Raw genomic sequence first — 23,056 nt, forward strand, 5'->3', positions numbered from 1 at the left:
GACCCCTGATCAATCAGGCTTATGACTATGATAAAAAAGCCCCAATTAAGGGGCAATTTTCATTATTTTTTGACTTGGCTCATAACTTCTTCTGCAAAGTCAACAGAGCGTTTTTCGATACCTTCGCCTACAGCGTAGCGTACGAATGATTTAACAGCGCCGCCTTTAGAAGCAGCATATTGTGAAACTGTTTGATCTGGATCTTTAACAAAAGGTTGATCGTTCAATGAAATTTCGCTCAAGAATTTGTTCAAACGGCCTACGATCATTTTTTCAACGATGTTGGCTGGTTTGCCTTCGTTCAATGCTTGTTCAGTCAGAACTTTCTTTTCATGTTCAAGTTCTTCTGCAGAAACTTCGTCGCGTGAAACATATTTAGGATTGATGGCAGCGATGTGCATAGAGATATCTTTAGCAGCATCTGCATCAGTAGATCCTTCCAATACTGTCAACACAGCGATACGTCCGCCTTGATGTAAGTAAGCACCAAAAGCATCTGCATCCGTTTTTTCAACGATAGTAAAGCGACGCAAAGTAATTTTTTCGCCGATTACTGTAGTAGCGCTCAAGATAACATCGTTTAATGTACCGTCAGCAGTTTCGATCGCTAAAGCAGCTTCCACTGTTTCTGGTTTGTTTTTAGCGATGATTGCTGTGATATCAGCTACTAAGTTTTGGAATTTGTCGTTTTTCGCAACAAAGTCTGTTTCTGCATTGATTTCAGCGATTACGGCTGTATTTCCGTCAACATATACGTTTGCAAGTCCTTCAGCAGCGATACGGTCAGCTTTTTTAGCTGCTTTAGCCATACCGTTTTCTCTTAGGTAGTCAACCGCTTTGTCCATGTCGCCATCGACTTCTACTAGAGCTCTTTTAGCATCCATCATGCCTACGCCTGTCATGTCGCGTAATTCTTTAACCATTTTTGCTGTTACTTGTGCCATTCTATGATTCCTCCTGAATATTCTTTTTCAAAAAAAAGCTGTCCCAAAGAGAATAGAAAAGATGTCGGCTACCAAATTGGCTATATCTTTCTTCTTTTCTGAGACAGCTCGTTGCTTCAAACTAAATAGGAAATATTATTCGTTGTTGCCTTCTACAACTTCAACGATTTCTTCTAATGAAGTTGCTTCGTCAGCTTCAGCTGCAAAAGTTTCTTCAACAGAAATTTCAACTTGATCTTTTCCTTGGTTGCCTTCGATGAAAGCATCAGCCATTTTAGCAGTGATCAATTTAACTGCGCGGATAGCATCATCATTTGAAGGGATTACTACGTCGATTTCATCTGGATCACAGTTTGTGTCAACCATAGCGACGATAGGAATGTTCAATTTGTGAGCTTCTTGAACAGCGATTCTTTCTTTTCTTGGGTCAACGATGAACATTACATCAGGGATTCTAGGCATATCTTTGATACCGCCCAAGAATTTTTCCAAACGTTCTTGTTCTTTTTTCAAGATAGAAACTTCTTTTTTAGGAAGTAGTTCGAAAGTGCCGTCTTCAGACATAGCTTCGATTGATTTCAAACGTTTGATACGTTTTTGGATAGTATCCCAGTTAGTCAAAGTACCACCTAACCAACGGTGATTTACGAAGAACTGACCTGAACGGATAGCTTCGTCTTTGATTGAATCTTGCGCTTGTTTTTTAGTCCCTACGAATAAAGCTACGCCGCCTTCTTCAGCAACGTTAAGCATGTATTTGTATGCTTCGTCGACTAATTTTACAGTTTTTTGCAAGTCGATGATGTAGATACCGTTTCTTTCTGTAAAGATGTATCTCTTCATTTTTGGGTTCCAACGACGAGTCTGGTGACCGAAGTGTACGCCTGCTTCCAATAATTGTTTCATTGAAATTACTGCCATGTTTGTTTCCTCCAAGTTTGTTTTTATTTTCCTCCCCCGATTTCTTCTACAGCAGAAACTCATCTTACGATAAGCAACGTCCGCCGTATCGATCAAGGTGTGAAATGTGGTTTTGCACCGTTGATAATTATATCGAATTATACTGAAAGAAGCAAGTGTTTTTTCTGAAAATGGCTATCAGGCACCCTCATTACTGTTTATTCAGGATTGGATCCCCAAAATTTGCTTGATGTCATCGTTCGTCAACCGTTGTCGGCTGAGCGCTTCTTCCCCTTCGGATACGATCAACTGATCAAAGAGCATCTTTTTGTCCTGCTGCAGCTGATTGATTTTCTCTTCGATGGTTCCTTCTGCGATGAAACGGTACACCTGCACGTTTTTCTTTTGGCCGATGCGGTGTGCTCGCCCGGCAGCTTGTTCTTCGACCGCCGGGTTCCACCATAGATCGAAGAGGATGACGGTGTCAGCGCCGGTAAGGTTCAACCCGGTGCCTCCAGCTTTCAGGGAAATCAAAAAGACATCCGTGTGGCCTTCGTTGAACTGATTGACCAATGTAATCCTTTCGGCGGGAGGCGTTTTTCCGCTGAGATAGAGATGGCTCAAATTCTCCTTGACCAACTCTGCTTCGATCAACTTCAGCATGGACGTGAACTGTGAAAATACCAAAACATGCTGGTTGTTCTCTTGGGCATTTTTCAATATTTCGACAAGTTGTTCCAATTTCCCCGAGCCGCCTTCGTAGGCCGCATCCACCAAACGGGGATCGCAGCAGATTTGACGCAGACGGGTCAATCCGGCCAAAATCTCCATGCGGTTCCGTTGGAAATCTTCACTGTCATAATCAGATACCTTTTCCTGCAGTTGCTGCAGGTAGGCCAGATACATGATTTTCTGGTCACGGTTGAGGCTGCTGTATAGATCGGCCTCTGATTTTTCCGGAAGATCGCCCAGAACATCCGCCTTCAGCCTGCGCAACATGAAGGGCTTGGCTGTTTTCGAAATGTCCTCAAGCGACATTTTTTTGAATTCCTGCAGTTTCGGGAACAATCCAGGCAAAATCAATTGGAAGATCGCCCAGAATTCCGTCACGCTGTTCTCGATCGGCGTACCGCTCAAAGCGATATTGACCCGGGCGTTCATCTTCGCGATGGCACGGAAGGTCTTCGTATTGTAGTTATTGACGTACTGGGATTCGTCCAGAATCATCGCATAGAAATCGCATTTTTGATAAGATTCGACATCCTGCCGGAAACTTTGATAAGAGGTGATCGCAATTCCGTTCTCGGGCAGCTGGGACAACTGTTCTTCCCGTTCCTTTTTCACGCCGCTGATGACGCTTATCTGAAGCAAGGGTGCAAATTTTTGGAATTCGTACTTCCAGTTGTAGATCAGTGAAGCCGGTGCGATGACCAAAGCGGGCTTTGCATCATTTTTCCCTTCCTCTACTTCGCTGAGCAGAAAGGTGATCAGCTGGAGCGTTTTTCCGAGTCCCATTTCATCAGCCAAAATACCGCCTAAGCCGTAGTTGGAAAGAAATTTCAGCCATCTGAATCCGGTCACTTGATACGGACGCAAATCCGCCTGCAATGTTTTCGGCAGTTCAGCAGGAAACTCGTTCGGGTGCTTGATGAAATGATACAGTTCGTTCAGGAAATCTTGGCTGCCGACCTCAGGATTCAGATCATTGATTTCTTTTTCGAGCGTCATGCTCTTGATCATCGGCATGGAGAGTGTCCCATCATGAAGCTGGGACTCATCTTTGATTAATGAGAGGAAACGATTCATCTCTTTCATTGTTTCCGTCTCCAAAGATAAGATGCGACCGTCTTCCGTCTTGTAGTAGGCATCGTTTTTTTTGAGGCTGTTCAACAATCTGTCTATTTCATTTTCCGAAATGCCGCCGACATCAAACCGGATATCCAAAAAGGAATCCCTTGTTCTGCGTTGGACCGACGTTGACACTTCCGTGTTTTCCACTATCAGGTTCTGCAGGTCAGGACTTAATTCGACTTCTGCATAACGGCGCAAAACAGGTATTTTCCTGTAAAGAAAGCTGAATAGGTCAACATCCTTAGAAGCCAAAAAAGACACTTGGTTTTCGATTATGTTGAATTCCAGATTTTCCAATACCTGCAGGATCCGCTCTTCCCCTATTGTGTCCCTGATCAGGAATTGGGACTCTGTTTTCGATGCGCGGTTCTGTCGGAAGACCGTTTCCCCGTATTTGAAGAAAATTTCCCCTTTTATGCGCTTCGCCGGGCCACGGAATTGGATGGAGACAGTCAACGGCTCATCGATGATGTTGCGTTCCAGTTCTTCGCTGAAGTGCACCGTCCCGATCTGTTTCAGCAACGGGATGACATAGGTCAGTAAATCCGATACATCGGGCTCTTCGATTCCGATCACATTTGAGTCGTCAAAACGTTTTTCAAAGAACGAGAGGTACCCCAATAGTTTATGTTGCTGCACACTGAGCGGATGAACTTTATTCCCCTCGATCAACCAGTCGTAATCCAAGAGCTGGATGATATTCTCAGCCTGGATGCGAAGTTCTATTCCCTTGCCTTTCTTTCCCAGCAGGAATTGATAGCCCGGTTTTTCGGGACTGATCTGCACATCCGGATACGTTTGCTCGCCGGCGATCCATTCGACCCGGCCGGTTTGGATCAAATCTTCCAAAATGGAGTGCGCTGAACTCGGCGGAAGGATCAGATAGGAATCCAATTTTCTGGCCGTGACATTCAGCAATTGCTTATTCAATGCAGCGGGTTGCTCCTCCAGCAGTTTATGCAGCCGGTAGATGATGGGCTGGTCCATTTCCTGTATCTTCACTGTCCGGAAATCGATTCCATCACCGAGACGGTATTCCCATTTTTCTTGTTTGATGAATTGTTCCGTAAATTGTTCGATATTGGTGACCATGTAAGGTTTATCGACCCCTGCCCGCAAGGACAGAGCCAATACATGCTCTCCTGTATTTTGCATTAAGTTGTTTGGTTTCATGCGCAGAACCTGCAGTGTATACTGCACTTGAAAATCTGCTTGGATATTCAGGCTCTGGGCGCCTTTGTTTTCTTGGAAGAAAATCTGCGTCAAGTCATTCACAAATTCTTGACCGGCAGTTTCCGCATCGACCTGAAACTGTTCTGCGCTGCTTTCCGTCAGAATACGGGTACCGCATTTCTCCTTCAGATACAATTCAACAGCGATCGTATGTTTGCAGTACTGATGGTTTTTCCAATACTTGCACTGACATACATCCTGTTCTCTGGCTGTCCCGTCTAAGGTGACATGATACATTTTACTGCCGAGCACCTCACAATGCCACACCTGGCTGTGGAAATCCGGTTGCACGGATAGCACGCGATCCTCATTCACATATTCGCGTCCCTCTTGTATCAACTTGTCCGGCATACTCCATTTCACGCTATCACTTCCTCTGCTTCTTGCTTTCCATCCTTTATTGTACTGCAATTTCGTCGAAAAATATACCTTCTTCCCCATTGATGGCGGCAGGAACGGAATTTTTAACTTGAAATATTCCACAAACTATCTCATACTGATTAGCATAATGCCAAAGAAAAGGAGCCCTGTCATGTTTTTTAAAACAGTCGTCATCATTGTGAGATTTCTGTTCCGTATCCTGAACGGGAAGACTGAAATCCAAAATAAAGAGTATATTCCGAAAGACACAGTTTTCATCATTGCAGCACCACACAGAAGTCTGCTGGATCCTATTTTCATTTCGTTCGGCGTGTATCCGCACGTATTTTCATCAATGGCAAAGAAAGAGCTCTTCAAGGGGAAATTCACGAATTGGCTGCTCACACACCTGAACGCATTCCCTGTCAATCGCGAAAATCCGGGTCCGAGCGCCCTGAAGCAACCTGTTTCGATCCTGAAGGAAGGCAAAACCAGTCTGCTGATCTTCCCGACCGGATCGAGACATTCCGCAGAAATCAAAGGCGGTACTTCATCAATCGCCAAGTTGGCCAACGTACCGATCCTCCCGGTTGTCTATCAGGGTCCACTCACATTCAAGGACCTCCTGAAGCGCAAAAAAGCGACAGTCCGCTTCGGCCAGCCCATATATCTACCAAAGGAAAAGCGGATTTCCAGAGATGAACTGGCTGCCTATGACGAACTGCTAGGAACCACTTTCCGCCAATTGGATCAAGAGATCGATCCGAATTTCGTCTACGTAGCAAAATAAAACGCCTGACATACGTTTTCGGGTCAAAAGACAATCAAAAAAACAGCGCCGGAATATTTCCCCGGCGCTGTTTTTTTGTTGTTGTTTAACACGCGCTCAATCGTTCATCGACTGAAGCATGTACATGTCATAATAGGTTCCCCGTTTGGCTATCAGCTCTTCATGTGTGCCTCTTTCGATGACACGGCCTTTGTCCAGCACCAGGATCAGATGGGCATCGCGAATAGTGGACAGCCTGTGCGCGATCGCAATCGTCGTTCGGCCTTCACGCATCTTCCGCATGCTTTCTTGGATCAGGAGTTCCGTTTCAGTGTCGATATTGGCTGTCGCCTCGTCGAGGATGAGAACTTTCGGATCCCGCAAAATGGTTCGGGCAAACGAAATCAATTGTCTCTCACCGCTTGAATAACTGGCTCCGCGTTCGATCACTTTTGCATGATAGCCTCCCGGCAGCGACTCGATGAATGAATCGGCATGCACAAATGCAGCGGCTCCTTCGACATCGCGGTCGGTATAATCCTTGCTCATCAAACGGATATTGTGCGAGATGTCGCCGTAGAATAGGAAGGAGTCCTGCAGGACCAAGCCTATTTTTGAGCGGATCTCATCGATTGGATACGTCTTGATTGATTTCCCATCAATCAGAATATCGCCTTTCTCAAAATCGTAAAAACGCAGCAAGACATTGATGATCGAACTTTTACCGCTGCCTGTATGTCCTACCAGCGCGACCGTTTCGCCCGGATTCGCTGTAAAGCTGATGTCCTTAAGCACATCCTGTTTGCCGTCATAAGAGAAGGAAACGTTTTTGAATTCGATCCTGCCTTGGATGATTTCCAATTCCGAATCTTCGGGTTGGCTTGGCGCCAATTCGGTATTATCCAATACGCTCAGTACCCGCGAACTGGAGACGATGCCGTCCTGCAGGGCGCTGAGGTTATCCATCATCATCCCCATCGGACGGAAGAAATTTTGGATGTAGGTAGTGAACGCATAGATGACTCCCAGCTCCACGACGCCATTTAACGTCTGATAGCCAAACAGCCAAAGGACGATCGCCAACGCAATTGCCTGCAACAAATTGACGATCGGCATCAACATCAAGGCGTTCATCTGGACCATCGCTACGCGGCCTTTGCTGTAGTCGTCATTGATCGCATCAAATTCCGCGCGCAGACGTTTTTCTTGGCGGAACTGCTGGATGATTGCCATACCGGAAATCGATTCATTCAATTTCGTGTTCAGTTGGCTCAGCCTTTCGCGCATCGTGCGGTAAACGCGCGTGCTGTACTTTTGATAATACCAAATCAGACCGGCCATGATCGGGACAAAAACGATGAACAAAAGGGAAATCTGCTTATTCAATGTCCACATAGCGATGAACACTGTGATGATGCTGAAGATCCCCTCTGCCAAGGCCAAAAATACATTCCAGAATTCCTTGATGGTTTCTGTGTCATTTGTGACGCGCGAAACGATCGATCCGGCCGGCGTCGTGTCATAGTAGCGCATCCCCAATTGATTGATCTTACGGAAAACGGCATTGCGGATATTCTCAACGGTTTGTTCAGACGCCATGCTGAAAATATAACGCTGCAGATACGTGACCAACATCTTCAGCAGGACGACTCCTACATAAACCAACGCAAATAGCACACTGATGTTGGTCGTGACATTGCCGACAGCCAGATAATCATCCATATAAATTTGGATGATGCGCGGTGCAACAACATTGACCAACGACAACGCGATACTGAAAAGTAAAGCGAACAAAAATTTATAGCGGAAAGGATGGGCAAATCGGAAGATGCGTTTGATTACCCGGAGTTGTTCCTTCACTGGAATTGTCTTAGACCATACTGATCCACTCATGCTTCATCCGCCCCTTCCAATTTGGTTTCGAGTTGTTGTTTTTCGTACATCCTGCGGTACCAACCGTCCTGTTCCATCAACTCATAATGCGTCCCGCGTTCGACAATGCGCCCTTCATCAAGGACGATGATCTCATTCGCATGCATCACGCTGCTGATTCGATGGGCGGCAATGATTGTTGTCTGCTCGGCTCGCTTTTCCTTAAGCCCCGTCAGGATCGCTTCCTCTGTCTTCGCGTCCACCGCGGATAAGGAATCATCCAGGATGAGCAGTTCCGGTTCAGTCACCAAAGCCCGCGCGATCGCTATCCGCTGTTTTTGTCCACCGGATAAGGAAACGCCCCTTTCACCGACCAACGTATCATAGCCATCTGGAAAACCGAGGATATCTTGATGGATGGCAGTCAAGAGCGCTGCCTCCTCTACCTTTTGCTGGCTGATGGATGGATCAGCGAAACGGATGTTTTCCCTGACGTCAGAAGAGAACAGGAAGTTGTCTTGGGGAACGTAACCGATTCCGCTCAGCAATGCATCCAATGAATAATCACGGATATCGATCCCGTTGTAGTTGATGCTGCCGGCATATTGGTCATACTCACGCAACAGCAGACGGAAAATCGTACTTTTGCCCGATCCGGTTCTGCCGACGATCCCTAACGTTTGTCCCCGCTCCAAATGAAAGTTGACATCCTTGAGGCTGATTTCTCCGCTGTTCGGGTAACCGAACGAGGCTACCTGGAAATCCAAATCGCCTGTAACCGGCGTCCGGATAGCATCCTTCTGCTCCTGGATCGTTGATTTTTCCTTCAGAAGATCATCGATCCTGCTGTAACTGGCACTGCCTCGTTCCAGCACATTGAATAATCTGCCCACTGCCAACATCGGCCATGCCATCATTCCGATATAACTGATGAACGAAACCAGCTGACCGATACTGATGCTGCCCTCCACGACAAAACGGCCACCAAAGATGATCGTCAATGCAAAAGAAAGCCCCAAAATAAGTTGGATCGCCGGATCAAACAAGGCATCGACCAAGTAGACAGCTTTATTTTTCGCGACGACATCCTTCGTCATAGCCTCGAAATCATGGATATCCTCTTCTTCTTCGCCGAATGTCTTGATGACCTTCACGCCGGATACACTCTCCTGCGTTTTGTCATTCAGATTAGAGAAAGCAGCTTGGGCCTTGCGGAAACGCTTGTGCATCTTCTGTCCGAGAATCCTCGACACCAGCGTCAAAGCCGGCAGCGGAATCATGGCGATGAGCGTCAAACGCCAATCGATCAAGAAGAACATTGTGAAAAGCGTGATCCCGCCTGAAGAAATCGAATCCGCCAATGTCAGGATGCCTGCGCCTGCGACCATCCTGATCGCATTCAAGTCATTCGTCGCATGCGCCATCAGATCGCCGGTCCTGTATTTCTGGAAAAAGACAGCGTCCATTTCGGTGAAATGCTTGAACAATCGTGAACGAAGTATCTTTTCCAACTCTGCCGAAGTGCCCCATATCTTCATCCGCCAAATATAACGGAAAAGGTACTGCAGGATGCCCGCAATCAATATGATTGCCGACCACTTCCACAAAGAAGCCATCGTTAAGGTCCCTGAGGCAATTTCATCGATGATTATTCCGACAACGCGCGGCGAAACGACCTGAAGAATAGCCACAATGATCAGGAAAAAGACGCCCACAAAATAAGATTTCCATTCTTGACGGAAAAACCAACTCAATTTTTTGAAAATACTCACGTATATTACTCCCTTCTTACCTGTATCCGGACAAAATAAAAATGTGGAACCGTAGAGATCCACATTTTGTATATTATTTCATTAGTCTATTTCTTTTTCTTTGTTGATTGTGCTTTCATAGAAGCCATGATCTGTTTTACTTTTCTTTCGGATGGTTTTTGACCCATCTGCATCATCATAGAGCGCAACATTTCTTCATTGATCGGTGGATTTTCTTCAAAATATTTTACCATATAACGTCTTGCAAGGAAAAATCCGCCAACCGCGCCTATTACTATTCCTAAAATGACCATCATTACCCATGCTGTTGTTGACACGTATTCATCCCCCTTTCCAAAGCATTCATTCGTTAATTGTACTAAAGATTATGAGAAAAAGAAATAGCAATCACGCATAAATTTAGCGATTTTTCGAAAACGCTTCAGCTGTTGCCGGTTTCGGGAGAATTTTGAGCATATTCTTGCGTAATCCCCAAGAATATGCGAACATCTGTTTGATTTTTTGGATGATTAATGGTATCCTAAACTTATAAAATTAGGATTACGGAGATGATGATCTCATGGTTAAAAATAAAGATTCACGCCAAATTGAAGTGCTTCAATACATTTATGAAGAAGTCCAAGAAAAAGGCTATCCGCCGACCGTTAGGGAAATTGGGAATGCAGTAAAACTGTCCTCAACATCCACAGTGCATGGCCACCTGTCGCGGCTTGAAAAAAATGGCTTCATCCAACGCGACCCTACAAAACCACGTGCGATCGAACTGACCCAAGCAGGTCTGGACAAACTCGGGATCATGTCGGATAAAATGCCGTTGTTGGGTACCGTCACAGCTGGAGCTCCCATCTTGGCTGTCGAAGAAGCAACCGATTATTTCCCGGTTCCGCCGGATCTGAAATCCGCTTCCGGAAGTTTGTTTATGCTGAAGATCCGCGGAGAAAGCATGATCGACGCAGGCATATTCGATGGCGACTCAGTCATCATCAGAAAACAAGCCACGGCTGAAAACGGCGATATCGTCATAGCCATGACGGACGATGATGAAGCGACCTGCAAACGATTCTACAAAGAAAACAACTACTATCGTCTGCAACCAGAAAATGCGAGCATGGATCCGATCATCCTGGATTCCGTCATCATTCTGGGGAAAGTAGTCGGTCTGTACCGGAACCACATTATTTAACGGATAGTCCCCGATTGTTGCAAAAAGGCTGCCAACTACTGGCAGCCTTTTTGCGCGTCTATTCATTTTCGGATTGTTTGTTGTTCTTAGTATTCCATCAGCGTGAAGATGTCATACCCTTGGATCAGGTCACGGCCCTTTAAATCCAACAACTCGATCAGGAATGCCAAACCGACGACTTCTCCGCCTAATTTTTCCACCAATTCGATGGTTGCGGCTGTAGTGCCGCCAGTTGCCAACAAGTCATCGCAAACCAGCACTTTATCTCCAGGAAGGATGGCATCTTGATGCAATTGCAGCGTTGCTTTTCCGTATTCTAGTCCGTAGGAAACTTCCACCGTTTCGCGCGGCAATTTGCCTTTTTTGCGGGCCATTGCGAATCCGCAGCCTAATTCCACAGCGACTGGGCAACCGACCATGAAACCACGCGCTTCAGGTCCGACTACTTTATCGACATTCAAATCTTGGGCATATTTCACGATCTCTTTGATTGAATAGCGGTAAGCTTCTCCGTTCGCCATCAAGGGTGAAATATCGCGGAAAATGATGCCTTGTTCCGGGAAATCTTTGACATCAGCAATATATTGTTTCAAATCCATTTTGTGTTCCTCCTAATTATTGTACCATCATCTGTTCATTCAACCATTTCGTCAACTGCGAAAACGGGCTGTAGATGAATACCTTCTCAGCTTCCATTTTCTGCAGGCGATCTTTGTATACTTGAGTGTCGTTCAAAGCCCTTTTGACAGGGTTTTTGACCTCATTGATGAAACCATTGTCTATTGTAACAAATCCCGCCTCCAAAAACACTTGAATCATAAAAATGGCAAGATTTTTTTTGATTTTTAAGTATTCTGCCAAGGCATCTAACCGATTTCTCACATCGATATCCTTATGTGAACGGATATATTGGTAAAACTTTGCAAACTGGTCTTTCGGAGGGATTCCATCAGCATAAACGCTGTTCGATTCATGAGAGACGACATACACATTTTCGAACTTATTGCTCTTCAAAAGATCAGCCAGCAAATTCATCTTCAAAGGACACTCGAAAAGCACCAGGTTGCTGGCGCTGACATCCTGCAAGGCGTCCGCTGTATTGTCAGTGAGCAACGCGGCGTTCGAACTGTTCGGGATGCGCTCATAAAATTGTTTCATGATGCCGGAAGTCGAAAACAGATACAAGGCATCTTCCACAGCCAATACCGAATCGTGGATGACGGAACTCCTTTTGTCGAAAAACTGGACATGTTTGTTTTTGATGTCCTTCAGCTGCAGTTGCGGTTTCGCGCTATCCCGCCAAACGTTGATCGAAAGCTCCCCGATGAGGGAAACGACATCCGCTTCGTTCAAGTGGTTGCTGATGCTCCCCTTGTTGAAGCCGATCACGTCCAGAAAGAGGTTTTTGTCCTTGAGTTTGAACTTCAGATGCTTGTTGTCGGCACCAATCTGTCTGATGTCCGTCAAAGGTACATTTTGGAAGCCGAATATAGGCTTTGGATTATCGGTCCCATAAGGTTTAAGCAATTCCAATTCCTTCAAAAACGGCAGCGTGACATCGGCAAGCGGCAGTATGGCATCTATGTAAATGGATTCGCCCAACACGATCGCATCGTGATAATCAGCCGCGTAGCTGTTTATCTTTTCAGTGAAGGCGGACAAATCGGCAGCGGGAAGGCTCATGCCTGCTGCCATTTTATGCCCTCCGAACTTCGCGAGAAGGTCCTTTGAATCGGTCAACGCACTGTAGATATCCAACGCTTCCGTGCTGCGTGCCGACCCTTTCGCGATGCCGGTTTTTTCGTTGATGCGGAATAAGATTGCCGGGCGTCCGAATTCTTCGACCAACTTGCTTGCCACGATCCCAAGAACGCCCTCGTGCCAATTCTTGCTCCCCAACACGACAACATCCGGCATGCTTTCATTCTTTGCCAGTTCGGCGCTGGCTTCTTCATGGATGGATTGGACAATCCCCTGTCTCTCGACATTCTTTTCCTGTATGTAAGCAACCAGTTCAGCTATTTTTACTTCGTCGAAAGACAGCATCAGTTCAGCTCCCGGGCCCGCATCTTCCAACCGACCGACAGCATTCAATCGCGGACCGATGATGAAACCGATGCTTTCCTCGTCCAAATTAGCCGCGTCTATTCCCGCGGCTTCCATCAATGCAGCCAACCCGAGCCGCTGCGTTTGTTTCATGACTTGCAGTCCATGTTTTACGATCCAACGGTTTTCGCCTGTCAAACTGACCAGATCCGCAACGGTACCGATAGCGGCTAGATCAAGCGATTCGTAAGGCATTTCGCCCAGAAGAGCCGCCGCAATTTTCAAGGCTACGCCAGCTCCAGAAAGATCCGGGAAAGGATAGGATCCGGCAGGATGTTTCGGGTGGATGATGGCATATGCATCAGGCAAGTCATCGGGCAATTCGTGATGGTCGGAAATAATGACATCCACGCCCATTTTTTTTGCCATCGCTATCGGCTCGTGGCCGGAAACCCCGTTATCGCAAGTCAGGATCAACTGCGCTCCGTTCTCGATCAATTTCTTGAATGCCGTCGCATTTGGGCCATAACCGTCCGTGAAGCGGTTCGGCAAATAATAGCCGACATTGCCGCCCAAGACTTCGATCGTCTCCACAAGAATGCTGGTGCTTGTGATGCCATCCGCATCATAATCCCCATAGACGACGATTTCTTCTCCAGCTTCAATAGCTTCAGTCAAGCGATGTACCGCTTTATCCATATCGTGCAGCAGATACGGATCATGGAATTCCATTTCGGCCCCATCAATGAAAGCTTTGATCTGTTCTTTTGTTTCTAAACCTCGCTGCATGCAAAGCATGACGAATTTTTCTGATAACCCAGTAGCTTGACTGATTTCCTTGCTTACAGAGTCATCAATTTCTGATTTGTGTAATTTCCAATTCATCTTTGAAGATAACAACTTATCGACTCCTAACTATATAAACTATACAGGCGCACCGAGGCTCCCACTAATCCAAAAAAGACTAGAAGCTGAACTCGTTCTAGTCTTTTCTTTTGAACTGGAAGTGGCCGATCAGGTTAGATCTGCCACTTTTTTTCTTCAAATACTGCTTGGCTGATTCGGGTTTGCCCCTGTAAACTTCTTGATCAATTCTTCTTCAAGCGAATTGATTTTGCTGTCTTTCTGAGTCAATTCCGTCCGCAGTTCGGCGAGTTGTTGTTCATACCCGACTTTCGTCGCATCGACTGCTTTTTGGATTTCTTTCCCTTTTGTGTCGATTTCAGCGCGCATTTGTTTAAATTCTTTGTTCTTCTTAGTTGCACTGCCTGTCGCAACCAACAAGGTGATGAGCGATCCCATCAGGAGAGAAACCAGAATGACGATGATAAGAGGTCCATCCACAACAGCGAAACCAAAATTGACTGGCACAGAATCGACATTGAAAACGGCAAACAACACAATGATGATGATCAAAATAATGCCCGCTACTAATCTCCACTGATTTTTCATTATAATCGCCCCACTCATTTTGATATTTCCCACTCTTATTATCATCTTTTTGCTGCTGCGTAGTCAACTTGAAGCACTTATCCCCGAAAGGATTCTCTAGTGAGCAAGCTGCCGGCGATCATTTCGTCAGCGCTATTTCGAATTCATCATAATCGTTGACGAGTTTCGTGTCAGAAAAGACTTTGCGGGCATCCCGCTGCAACTGATGCGCATTGCCGTTGAGGTAACGCGCGCTGATGTGGGTCAAATAAAGTTGGTTCACGTTTGCTTCTTTGGCCACGTTGGCTGCATCGATGCAGGTCGAATGGAAATAATCCGACGCAATCGCTTGGTCTTCCTTCCCGAAGGTGCTCTCGTGGACCAGCACATCGGCATTTTTTGCCAAAACGACAGTATTTTTGGTTCTTCTTGTGTCGCCCAAAATCGTTACGACACGTCCTTTAGTTGTTTTTCCGATAAAATCCAGCCCATTGATGGTTCTCCCGTCAGGCAAAACAACGGTCTCCCCATTTTTAAGCTTTCCGTAGAGAGGTCCCGCGGGAACATTCATTTCTTTTAGCTTATCGGCCTGCAATTCGCCTGGATAGTCGGCCTCTTCGACACGGTACCCGTAGGAAACGATGCCGTGATTCAGTTTTGCGCAACTCACGCGGAATTGCTCGTCTTCAAACACTACGCCATCTTCAGTTATTTCATGAAAGAAGATCGGATAGCGCAGGTGGGACTGGGATATGCGCAGACTGGTCAGCACAAATTCCTTGATTCCCACAGGGCCATAGATGTTCAAAGGCGTATTTCCGCCTTGGAAAGCCCTGCTGCTCAAGAACCCGGGCAAGCCGAATATATGATCCCCATGCAGATGGGTGATGAAGATTTTTTCGACTTTTCTGGGCCGGATCGTTGTTTTTAGCACACGTTGCTGTGTCCCCTCCCCGCAGTCAAAAAGCCAGATGGCATTGCGTTCATCCAGCAATTTCAATGCAATGCTGGAAAGATTTCTGCTGGTGGAAGGAACACCCGCTCCGGTGCCTAAAAATTGAATTTTCATAATCAGTTGCTCCCATTTTCATCATTTAATTCTTGATAGATTTCCTCTGCCACAAAAAGGGCTAATTGTTGCGCACCGATCGGATTCGGATGGACCTGATCCTCCAGAAGCCACTCGTCGTGTCCGCTGCTGAAGGCATTCCAATCCAAAATATGGACATTGGAATGGTTGCTTTCGGCAAGCGCCAACTGCTCGTTCACGCTGTCCTTCCAGATTCGCGGTACATTCGTCGTGAGGAAAAACAGATTTCGGGATGTCCCGATTTCCGTTATGAAAGTTTCCATTTGCGTCTGAGTGAAAGTCCCGTTGGAACCCAGAAAGACCACGACTGTGTCATGCAACTGCTCACGTTTTTCCAAGTCAGCAATCACCTCAGTGGTTTGGTAAAGCTGTCTGCTGACTGCACCTTCGACAACTGCCCGTCCGAAAATCGTAACCAGCTGATCCGCGACGGAGAGCAATACGGAATCGCCTATGAAGGTAATATCTGCGCCGTGAGCAAACAAAACGGTCTCTCGTTCGAGCCCTTCGATATTATTGATGGCCCTGCTGCGGGTGGAATCGTCGCGATTCATCGCTTCCATCTTGCTTTGGCTGGCAGCGATTTGCTCGCGCAGTTCCTGCACAGAGGCATTTTCGCCGGAGCGTGCTTGGACAAATCCCGTCAGCGCGGTCAACAACAGGCAGAACCCGACGAATGGTGCAAGATTTCCTGAAAAATGCCTGGTTGAACCTTCGGACCCTGAAGCCTTTATTCGGGCAATCGTATCGGCTGGTCGCCAAAACTGCACGGGCGTCATCTTCCAACGCTTCTTTTCGAATATTTGGTAACCTATTTCGGAGAGGCTGAGCATGATTGCCAGCTGGATCAATATATGTTGTCCGGGATCAACGCTCGTATCGACTACTTTTGCCTGATAAAGGGAAATCACAGGATAGTACCAAAGATAAAGCAGGAAGCTCCGCCTGCCGAGCCACTGAATCGGTTTGAACCGCATCATTTTTGAAAGGCTCGTTGCCGGATGCGCTGTTAAGACTACCCCGACTCCGATAATGACGCTGTTAAGGTACATTCCGCCTCTGTAGGTGAGCGTCTGACTATCCAGCATCCTGCTGAACATCACGCCGAGAACTGCGTAGCTGAAAAAGCCTGCAAGCGTCAATCTTCGCTTCGTTCGTTTCGACACCGGCTCGTTCAGCCTCTCTAACGGCCAAACAACCGACAGCGCACTGCCGATCATAAACGAAAACAAGCGCGTATCCGTACCGTAATAGACGCGTGAAGCGTCTTCTCCCGGTACATACAGCATAGCCATCGCAAGGGCAGAAAACAAAGAAAGTCCGACCGCTGTGTAGAGGATTATCCGTTTATCTTTGTACAATGCCAACAGCAACAACACAATCAGTGGCCAGATGACATAGAATTGGCTAATGACAGACAGGAACCAGAGATGCATGAACGGTGATTGCACATAGAATTGTTCAAAATAAGAACCGCCAACGGAAATTTGCCACCAGTTATTGACCATTCCCAATGACGATAGGAGCCATGGCCGCAAATTCAGCAACAGGTCTCTTTGAAACAAAGTGATATAGGCAGTCACCGACAGCAACATCCCTAGCAATGGAAGGAACAACCTCTGAAACCTTCTGGCCAAATAGCGCTTGTAAGCCAATTTTCCTTTTTGGCCGTATTCTTCGATCACAGACGCTGTGATGAAAAAACCAGTCAGGACGAAAAAGATGTTTACAGCCAAGTAACCGCCCGGCAAAACATGAGGCATCAAATGATAGAAAATGATGGCAATAATCGCAAGCGCCCGCATCCCATCCAATGGAACGGAGCGTGTCTGTGATGTCACGATAATTATCCCCCATTTATTGATACTGGTGTTGCTTTTTAATCGACGAACTCAAAATGGTAGGTCATGATGCGGACCATGTCGCCATCTTTCGCTCCCTTAGCCCTCAGTTTTTCATCCACGCCCATGGAACGCAATTGACGCGCGAAACGCATGATGCTTTCGTCATGAGCAAAATTGGTCATGTTGAATAGTTTTTCCAGTCTTTCGCCGCCCAATACCCACGTGGAATCTGGATCGCGTCCGATAGTGAACTGTTCTTGATTTTCTTCGAATTTGTAAAGGACGGATGATTCGACTTCTTCTTCGTCGAACAATGGGAACTCAGGCGTGTCCTTCAGAACTTCAGCAGTGTAATCCAACAATTCGGCTACGCCGGTAGTCGACCAGGCTGAAATCGGGAAGATTCTCGGTGCTTCGTCATCTCCGAATTTTTCGGCGATTTGTTGTTTGAAGATTTCAAGATTATCTTCCGCTTCCGCCACATCCATTTTATTGGCTACAATCACGGTCGGTCTTTCCAGTAAACGCAATTGGTAACTTTCCAATTCTTTGTTGATTTTTTCATAGTCATCGAAAGGATCTCTGCCTTCTGTGCCGCCCATATCGATGACATGCAGAATGACTCTCGTGCGCTCGATGTGGCGCAAAAATTGGATCCCTAGACCGACGCCTTGGGACGCGCCCTCGATCAATCCCGGTAAATCGGCCATGACAAACTCTTCTCCGCTGCGTGTCTGTACCATACCTAAGTTGGGTACAAGCGTAGTGAAGTGATAGGCTGCGATTTTTGGTTTCGCTTTTGACACGATCGACAGCAATGTCGATTTACCTACTGACGGGAAGCCTACCAAACCGACGTCCGCGATGACTTTCAGCTCAAGCTCCAACTCAAGCTCTTGCCCAGGTTCACCGTTTTCGGCGATTTCGGGTGCAGGGTTTCTCGCAGTGGCAAAACGGTTATTCCCGCGTCCGCCACGTCCGCCTCTTGCGACTACAGCCTGTTGTCCAGGTTCGGTCAAATCAGCAATGAGTTCTTTTGTTTCCGCATTGCGTACAATCGTACCAGGCGGAACCCTTACTATTGTGTCTTTTGCGCCGCGGCCGAACATACTTTTGCTCATGCCGTTTTCGCCGGGCTTACCTCTGAAATTACGGTTATAGCGGAAATCCAATAACGTGCGCAGACCTGGATCCACTTCAAATATGATGCTTCCTCCGCGGCCGCCATCGCCACCTGCAGGCCCCCCATCGGGAACATACTTTTCGCGACGGAACGCTACCATTCCATCGCCGCCTTTACCGGCTTTTACATGCACTTTTGCATGATCCAAAAACATTGACATCTTTTTTCCCCCTTGGAAAACTGTTCGGCACTCTTTATGCCGAACAAAATAATTCGATTGGTCCGACTTTTTTCAGATGCGCTTCCGCACTTCAAAAAATTGGACAAGTATCTTTAACAAATAATTTGAGCTCCGTCTATTGAAGCGCTCATTCTTCCCTCTTAATTTACCATATTAACCAAAAAACGAAAAGAAAATACAGTCTTGAAGGTATCGATCCAGCCCGCACCTGGCGGAAGACAAAATGATGGAGCCGGGAGTAAACAATGTTAGCCCCGCCTCCATCACTTCACTATTTAAGGATCAATTTTCTGACATCAGCAAACTGCATAATGCTCAAGGTCAGGTTTCCGAGCGTATTCAAACGGTTGCTGCGGATAGCAACATCCTCGACCATGACCATATTTTCATCGAAATAAGCTTCAATATATGGCGCAATCGCAGCTAAGGCGGTGTAATCCGCTTCCGGATCGCCGTGGGACAGAGCCAAATCGAGATGATTAATCTGCACATACAGATTCTTCTCGCTGGCTGTTTCAAGCAGATCTTTCTGGACGGGAATCGATTCATCAGGATTTCCGGAAATGTTTACGACGCGCGCAAGAGCTTCCATGATCGTTTTGAATGATTCCTCTTCACTGTGCGCCTGCAATACTTTGGCGTTAGCGAATAGGGTGTTGACGTCTTTTTCGCCGGATTGCAGCACAGCTTCAACTATATCATAACGGATGCCGTAGGTTTGAAGTTTCTGTTGGATACGGCCGTTTGCGAAAACGGCAAGTTCATTCATTGTTTTATCGAACGATTCTGCATCTTCAATCGCAAAAACCTCCGTCAACAAGGCAGACAACAAATCTTCCAACGAGAATGACCATTGGTATTTCTCGATGATTTGAATGACGCCGATCATTTGACGACGCAAAGCATACGGGTCGTTCGACCCTGTCGGAACCATACCCTGCAGGAAGAAACTGATGATGCTGTCCAATTTGTCCGCCATCGCCAAAACTGCTCCGATTTGGGTTTCCGGCAATTCGCCTTCACTGGATACCGGCAGATAGTGTTCGCGGATCGCGGTTGCTACAGCAGCGGTTTCGCCTTGTTGCAACGCATAGACTTCACCCATGATGCCTTGCAGTTCCGTAAACTCGGAAACCATGTTGGTCACCAAGTCAAACTTGTAGATGGAAGCCGCACGCAACAATTGCGTTTTGTCGTCCTCTTCCAGATCAAGCAGATCAGCAAGATGGGCAGCGATTTTCGCTGTGTTGTCCATCTTATCATGAATGGAGCCGATTTTCGAATGGAATGTGACTTTCTTCAATTTTTCGACCGACTGCGCAATTGTGATGCGTTGGTCTTCGTTGAAGAAGAACAGGCCGTCCTCAAGCCTTGCTGTCAGGACTTTCTCATTGCCTTTTTTCACGTTATCGATGAATATGCCATTCCCGTTGCGTACGGATATGAAGTACGGCAAAAGTTTGCCCGATTTGTCCTTAACTTCGAAATAGCGTTGGTGGTCCTTCATCGATGTGATCAATACATCTGCCGGCAAAGTCAAATATTTGCTGTCGTATTCACCGAAGAAGGCTGTCGGGTATTCTACCAAAGAAGTGACTTCTTCCAATAAGCTTTCGTCGTTAGGGATGATCCAGCCATTTTCAGCTTCAATCTGTTGGAATTGGGCCCGGATCATGTTTTTCCTTTTGTCCTGATCGGCAATGACATGTTGTTCAGCCAATTTCTCCACATACTCGCCTGCATGCGACAGCGTCACGTCTTCGCCCAAGAAACGGTGCCCGCGTGTGGTCCGGCCTGAAACGACATCCAAGACTTGGAATGGGATGATTTCAGCATCAGCCAATGCCACAATCCAATGGATCGGTCGGATGTACTTGAAGTGATGGTTGCCCCAATGCATCGAAACAGGGAAAGTCAACGACTCAACGACCGTATTCAATTCCTTCAGCACTTCGGATGAAGCTTTTCCGTTCGTTTCTTTCTTGACGAAAACATACTCCACACCATTCAGTTCATCAAAGAAGATGTCTTCAGGAGTCAAGCCTTGTCCGCGGACAAAGCCCAGTGCAGCTTTTGACCAAGTGCCGTCAGCCTGCAAAGCGATTTTTTTTGCGGGTCCTTTGATGACTTCCGCCAAATCCGCCTGTTTATCACTGACTCCGCTGGCGATGACCGCCAAACGTCTCGGCGTCGCATACATTTCGATCGCGTCAAAGCCGATGCGGTTTGCTTCCAAAAAAGCGGCCATTTTTTCTTTCAATTGGATACTGCTGCTGCGCACATATTTCGCAGGCATTTCTTCAAGTCCGATTTCTAATAATACAGTTTGACTCATCAATTTAGTCCTCCTTCAGGGCAAGTTCTTTTTGATCATCCGAAAGCAACGGGAAACCCAGTTCTTTTCTCTTTTGGACAAAAGCTTTCGCCAGTTGGCGCGCCATATTGCGGATTCGTGCGAGATAGCCCGCGCGGTCAGTCGCAGAAATGACACCTCTTGCATCCAAAAGGTTAAAGGCATGCGAACTCTTCAGGACATAGTCATAAGCCGGATGCACGAGACCGTTCTCGATCTGTTTTGTCGCTTCCGCTTCAAATGAATCAAATAGTTGGAACAACAGATCGACGTTGCTTTCCTCAAACGAATATTTGGAATGTTCATATTCCGGCTGGCCGAAGATTTCGCCGTATTTCACGCCCTCTGTCCACTCAAGATCGTAGACACTGTTCACATCCTGGATATAAGAAGCCAAGCGCTCCAAACCATAGGTGATTTCACTTGTGACAGGACTGCATTCCAAACCGCCCACTTGCTGGAAATAAGTGAACTGGGTGACTTCCATTCCATCCAACCAGACTTCCCAGCCCAAGCCTGCGCAGCCCAATGAAGGGTTTTCCCAGTTGTCTTCGACAAAGCGGATATCATGTTCGATCGGATTGATGCCCAATACTTTCAGGCTTTCCAGATATAGTTCCTGGATATTGTCCGGCGATGGCTTCATGACCACCTGGAATTGGTGATGTTGGTAGAGACGGTTGGGATTTTCACCGTAGCGGCCGTCAGCAGGACGACGCGAAGGCTCCACGTATGCGGCGTTCCAAGGTTCTGGGCCGATTGCACGCAAGAAAGTGTACGGGCTCATTGTTCCGGCACCTTTTTCAGTATCATAGGACTGCATCAAAAGGCAGCCTTGATCTGCCCAAAAATTTTGTAGCGCTTGAATCATTTTTTGCACAGTTAATTTGTTTTCCATCATAAATCTCCTCCACTTGAAATAATACATAAAAAAAGTCCCTATGCATCAAGTCTCCTTGAAACATAGGGACGAATATTTTCGCGGTTCCACCCTAATTCCGGCAATTGCCGGCACTTCGTTACAGGACTCGGATACGCCTTTCCGCAATAGTCTCCCGATTTGGCTCACACTATCCCAAACTCGCTTTTCGGTACTGACCAGAGGTACTCTTATCTTCAACGTCCAGTATTTAGTTCTTCTCAATAGTAGCCTTGTTCCTTCAGAATGTCAAGAACTAGTTGAATCGGGCTTTCCGCTTTCGCTCGGCTTGTTTGGCTGCGATTCGGCTGCGGAACGGAACGGAATCTCTACCTTTGTTTCCCAAGCGTACATCTGGTCGATGAAACTCTTGCTTTTCAGTCGGATCCCGACGTATTCCTCATATAATTCGTCGATGAAGGCTCTGAGCGCCTGTTTCGTCTCGGCTTTGATCTGGATATTCCCGACTTGCTTCGGAGTGACCAATTGGAAAATCCGCGCAAAATGGACAGCTGCAGGGCTTGCATGCGATCTTCTGGGGTCTTCCCCGTAATGATTTTGGCACAAGGCACCGGAATATTTGACCGAAAAATCGAAAGGTTCTTGCTTGCTGTGACAGATGACGCATTCCTGCAATTGCGGAGCTGCCCCAAAATATTTCAGCACCCGCATTTCGAAAATGTTCACTACGATTTCCGCATCCATCCCGTTCTGCATAGCGACCAGGGATTCCTCCAACAGATCGTAGAGGTCAGCGGCCTTGATGGCATCGTTGATGGCTGCATCGGCCAGATTGTTCAAATACGTCGCGTAGGCGTTCAGGTGGATATCCGTTTGCATTTTGGAAAAGTGGGTGATTTCGCGGCTGTCCTGCAGGAAGCTAAGTCCGTCATCCTTGACGCGACCCAGATAAGTCGCTTTTGTGAAGGGCAGCAGCGCCGCTTTCAAGGAATGGTTCGGGTTTTTGATGTTCTTCACGAAAAACATCCGTTTTCCATGATCACGCGTAAATATTTTTACCAAAGCATCCTTTTCCCTGTGTTTTCGGATCGATAAGACGATGCCATCAAATTCCTGATATGTCTCCATGTCGCACCCTTTCGAAAAGAGAAGAGTCCGGAAGGC

17 protein-coding genes are annotated in these 23,056 nt (G+C 46.8%); 2 read left to right on the forward strand and 15 right to left on the reverse strand.

Annotated features, from left to right (window positions below):
* Positions 1 to 62: 62 nt before the first annotated feature.
* The 3 genes from tsf to ACKPBX_RS01015 form a co-directional block, all read right to left on the reverse strand.
* Positions 63 to 944: a translation elongation factor Ts gene (gene tsf / locus ACKPBX_RS01005; RefSeq protein WP_086627868.1), complete on the reverse strand. Its 882-nt coding sequence runs from the start codon at positions 942 to 944 to the stop codon at positions 63 to 65.
* A 135-nt stretch (positions 945 to 1,079) separates the two neighbouring features.
* Positions 1,080 to 1,865, reverse strand: a complete 786-nt coding sequence (gene rpsB, locus ACKPBX_RS01010) for a 30S ribosomal protein S2 (protein ID WP_086627867.1) — start codon at positions 1,863 to 1,865, stop codon at positions 1,080 to 1,082.
* A 201-nt stretch (positions 1,866 to 2,066) separates the two neighbouring features.
* Positions 2,067 to 5,291, reverse strand: a complete 3,225-nt coding sequence (locus ACKPBX_RS01015; protein WP_180687931.1) for a DEAD/DEAH box helicase — start codon at positions 5,289 to 5,291, stop codon at positions 2,067 to 2,069.
* 169 nt (positions 5,292 to 5,460) lie between these two features.
* On the opposite strand from ACKPBX_RS01015, the gene ACKPBX_RS01020 reads away from it, so the two are divergent.
* On the forward strand, positions 5,461 to 6,078 hold the full coding sequence (locus ACKPBX_RS01020) for a lysophospholipid acyltransferase family protein (RefSeq protein ID WP_086627865.1): 618 nt from the start codon (positions 5,461 to 5,463) through the stop codon (positions 6,076 to 6,078).
* A 96-nt stretch (positions 6,079 to 6,174) separates the two neighbouring features.
* Here ACKPBX_RS01020 and ACKPBX_RS01025 read toward each other — a convergent pair whose 3' ends face one another.
* From ACKPBX_RS01025 to ACKPBX_RS01035, 3 genes are all read right to left on the reverse strand, one after another.
* Entirely contained in the window at positions 6,175 to 7,950 is a 1,776-nt protein-coding gene (locus ACKPBX_RS01025) for an ABC transporter ATP-binding protein (protein ID WP_086627864.1), read from the reverse strand.
* Positions 7,947 to 9,701, reverse strand: a complete 1,755-nt coding sequence (locus tag ACKPBX_RS01030) for an ABC transporter ATP-binding protein (RefSeq protein WP_119093661.1) — start codon at positions 9,699 to 9,701, stop codon at positions 7,947 to 7,949. Before ACKPBX_RS01030 ends, ACKPBX_RS01025 begins: the two co-directional genes overlap by 4 nt.
* Before the next feature lie 86 nt (positions 9,702 to 9,787).
* Entirely contained in the window at positions 9,788 to 10,018 is a 231-nt protein-coding gene (locus tag ACKPBX_RS01035; protein ID WP_068559628.1) for a YneF family protein, read from the reverse strand.
* Between the two features lie 242 nt (positions 10,019 to 10,260).
* Between ACKPBX_RS01035 and lexA the strand changes: the two genes are divergently transcribed.
* Positions 10,261 to 10,884: a transcriptional repressor LexA gene (lexA, locus tag ACKPBX_RS01040; RefSeq protein WP_086627862.1), complete on the forward strand. Its 624-nt coding sequence runs from the start codon at positions 10,261 to 10,263 to the stop codon at positions 10,882 to 10,884.
* Between the two features lie 86 nt (positions 10,885 to 10,970).
* On the opposite strand, the gene ACKPBX_RS01045 is transcribed toward lexA, so the two are convergent.
* The 9 genes from ACKPBX_RS01045 to recO form a co-directional block, all read right to left on the reverse strand.
* A complete protein-coding gene (locus ACKPBX_RS01045) occupies positions 10,971 to 11,483 on the reverse strand; it encodes an adenine phosphoribosyltransferase (RefSeq protein WP_086627861.1) in 513 nt (170 codons plus the stop codon).
* Between the two features lie 16 nt (positions 11,484 to 11,499).
* On the reverse strand, positions 11,500 to 13,830 hold the full coding sequence (gene recJ, locus ACKPBX_RS01050; protein WP_319995767.1) for a single-stranded-DNA-specific exonuclease RecJ: 2,331 nt from the start codon (positions 13,828 to 13,830) through the stop codon (positions 11,500 to 11,502).
* 141 nt (positions 13,831 to 13,971) lie between these two features.
* Positions 13,972 to 14,382 (reverse strand): lipopolysaccharide assembly protein LapA domain-containing protein, encoded by a 411-nt coding sequence (locus ACKPBX_RS01055; protein ID WP_119093664.1) that lies wholly within the window; start codon positions 14,380 to 14,382, stop codon positions 13,972 to 13,974.
* Positions 14,383 to 14,500: 118 nt separating this feature from the next.
* Entirely contained in the window at positions 14,501 to 15,430 is a 930-nt protein-coding gene (gene rnz / locus ACKPBX_RS01060; RefSeq protein WP_319995768.1) for a ribonuclease Z, read from the reverse strand.
* A gap of 2 nt (positions 15,431 to 15,432) precedes the next feature.
* On the reverse strand, positions 15,433 to 17,292 hold the full coding sequence (locus tag ACKPBX_RS01065) for an acyltransferase family protein (RefSeq protein WP_319995769.1): 1,860 nt from the start codon (positions 17,290 to 17,292) through the stop codon (positions 15,433 to 15,435).
* Positions 17,293 to 17,330: 38 nt separating this feature from the next.
* On the reverse strand, positions 17,331 to 18,638 hold the full coding sequence (gene obgE / locus ACKPBX_RS01070) for a GTPase ObgE (protein WP_086627856.1): 1,308 nt from the start codon (positions 18,636 to 18,638) through the stop codon (positions 17,331 to 17,333).
* 292 nt (positions 18,639 to 18,930) lie between these two features.
* Positions 18,931 to 20,994 carry a glycine--tRNA ligase subunit beta gene (gene glyS, locus ACKPBX_RS01075; protein ID WP_086627855.1) on the reverse strand — a complete coding sequence of 688 codons (2,064 nt, stop codon included), beginning with the start codon at positions 20,992 to 20,994 and terminating at the stop codon, positions 18,931 to 18,933.
* A gap of 4 nt (positions 20,995 to 20,998) precedes the next feature.
* The gene (glyQ, locus tag ACKPBX_RS01080) at positions 20,999 to 21,910 is read right to left on the reverse strand and encodes a glycine--tRNA ligase subunit alpha (RefSeq protein WP_086628188.1); all 912 of its coding nucleotides are present in this window, start codon (positions 21,908 to 21,910) and stop codon (positions 20,999 to 21,001) included.
* Positions 21,911 to 22,180: 270 nt separating this feature from the next.
* Positions 22,181 to 23,020, reverse strand: a complete 840-nt coding sequence (gene recO, locus ACKPBX_RS01085) for a DNA repair protein RecO (RefSeq protein WP_319995770.1) — start codon at positions 23,018 to 23,020, stop codon at positions 22,181 to 22,183.
* Between the last annotated feature and the right edge of the window lie 36 nt (positions 23,021 to 23,056).

Source organism: Trichococcus shcherbakoviae, assembly GCF_963666195.1.
In the GTDB taxonomy this organism is placed as follows: domain Bacteria; phylum Bacillota; class Bacilli; order Lactobacillales; family Aerococcaceae; genus Trichococcus; species Trichococcus shcherbakoviae.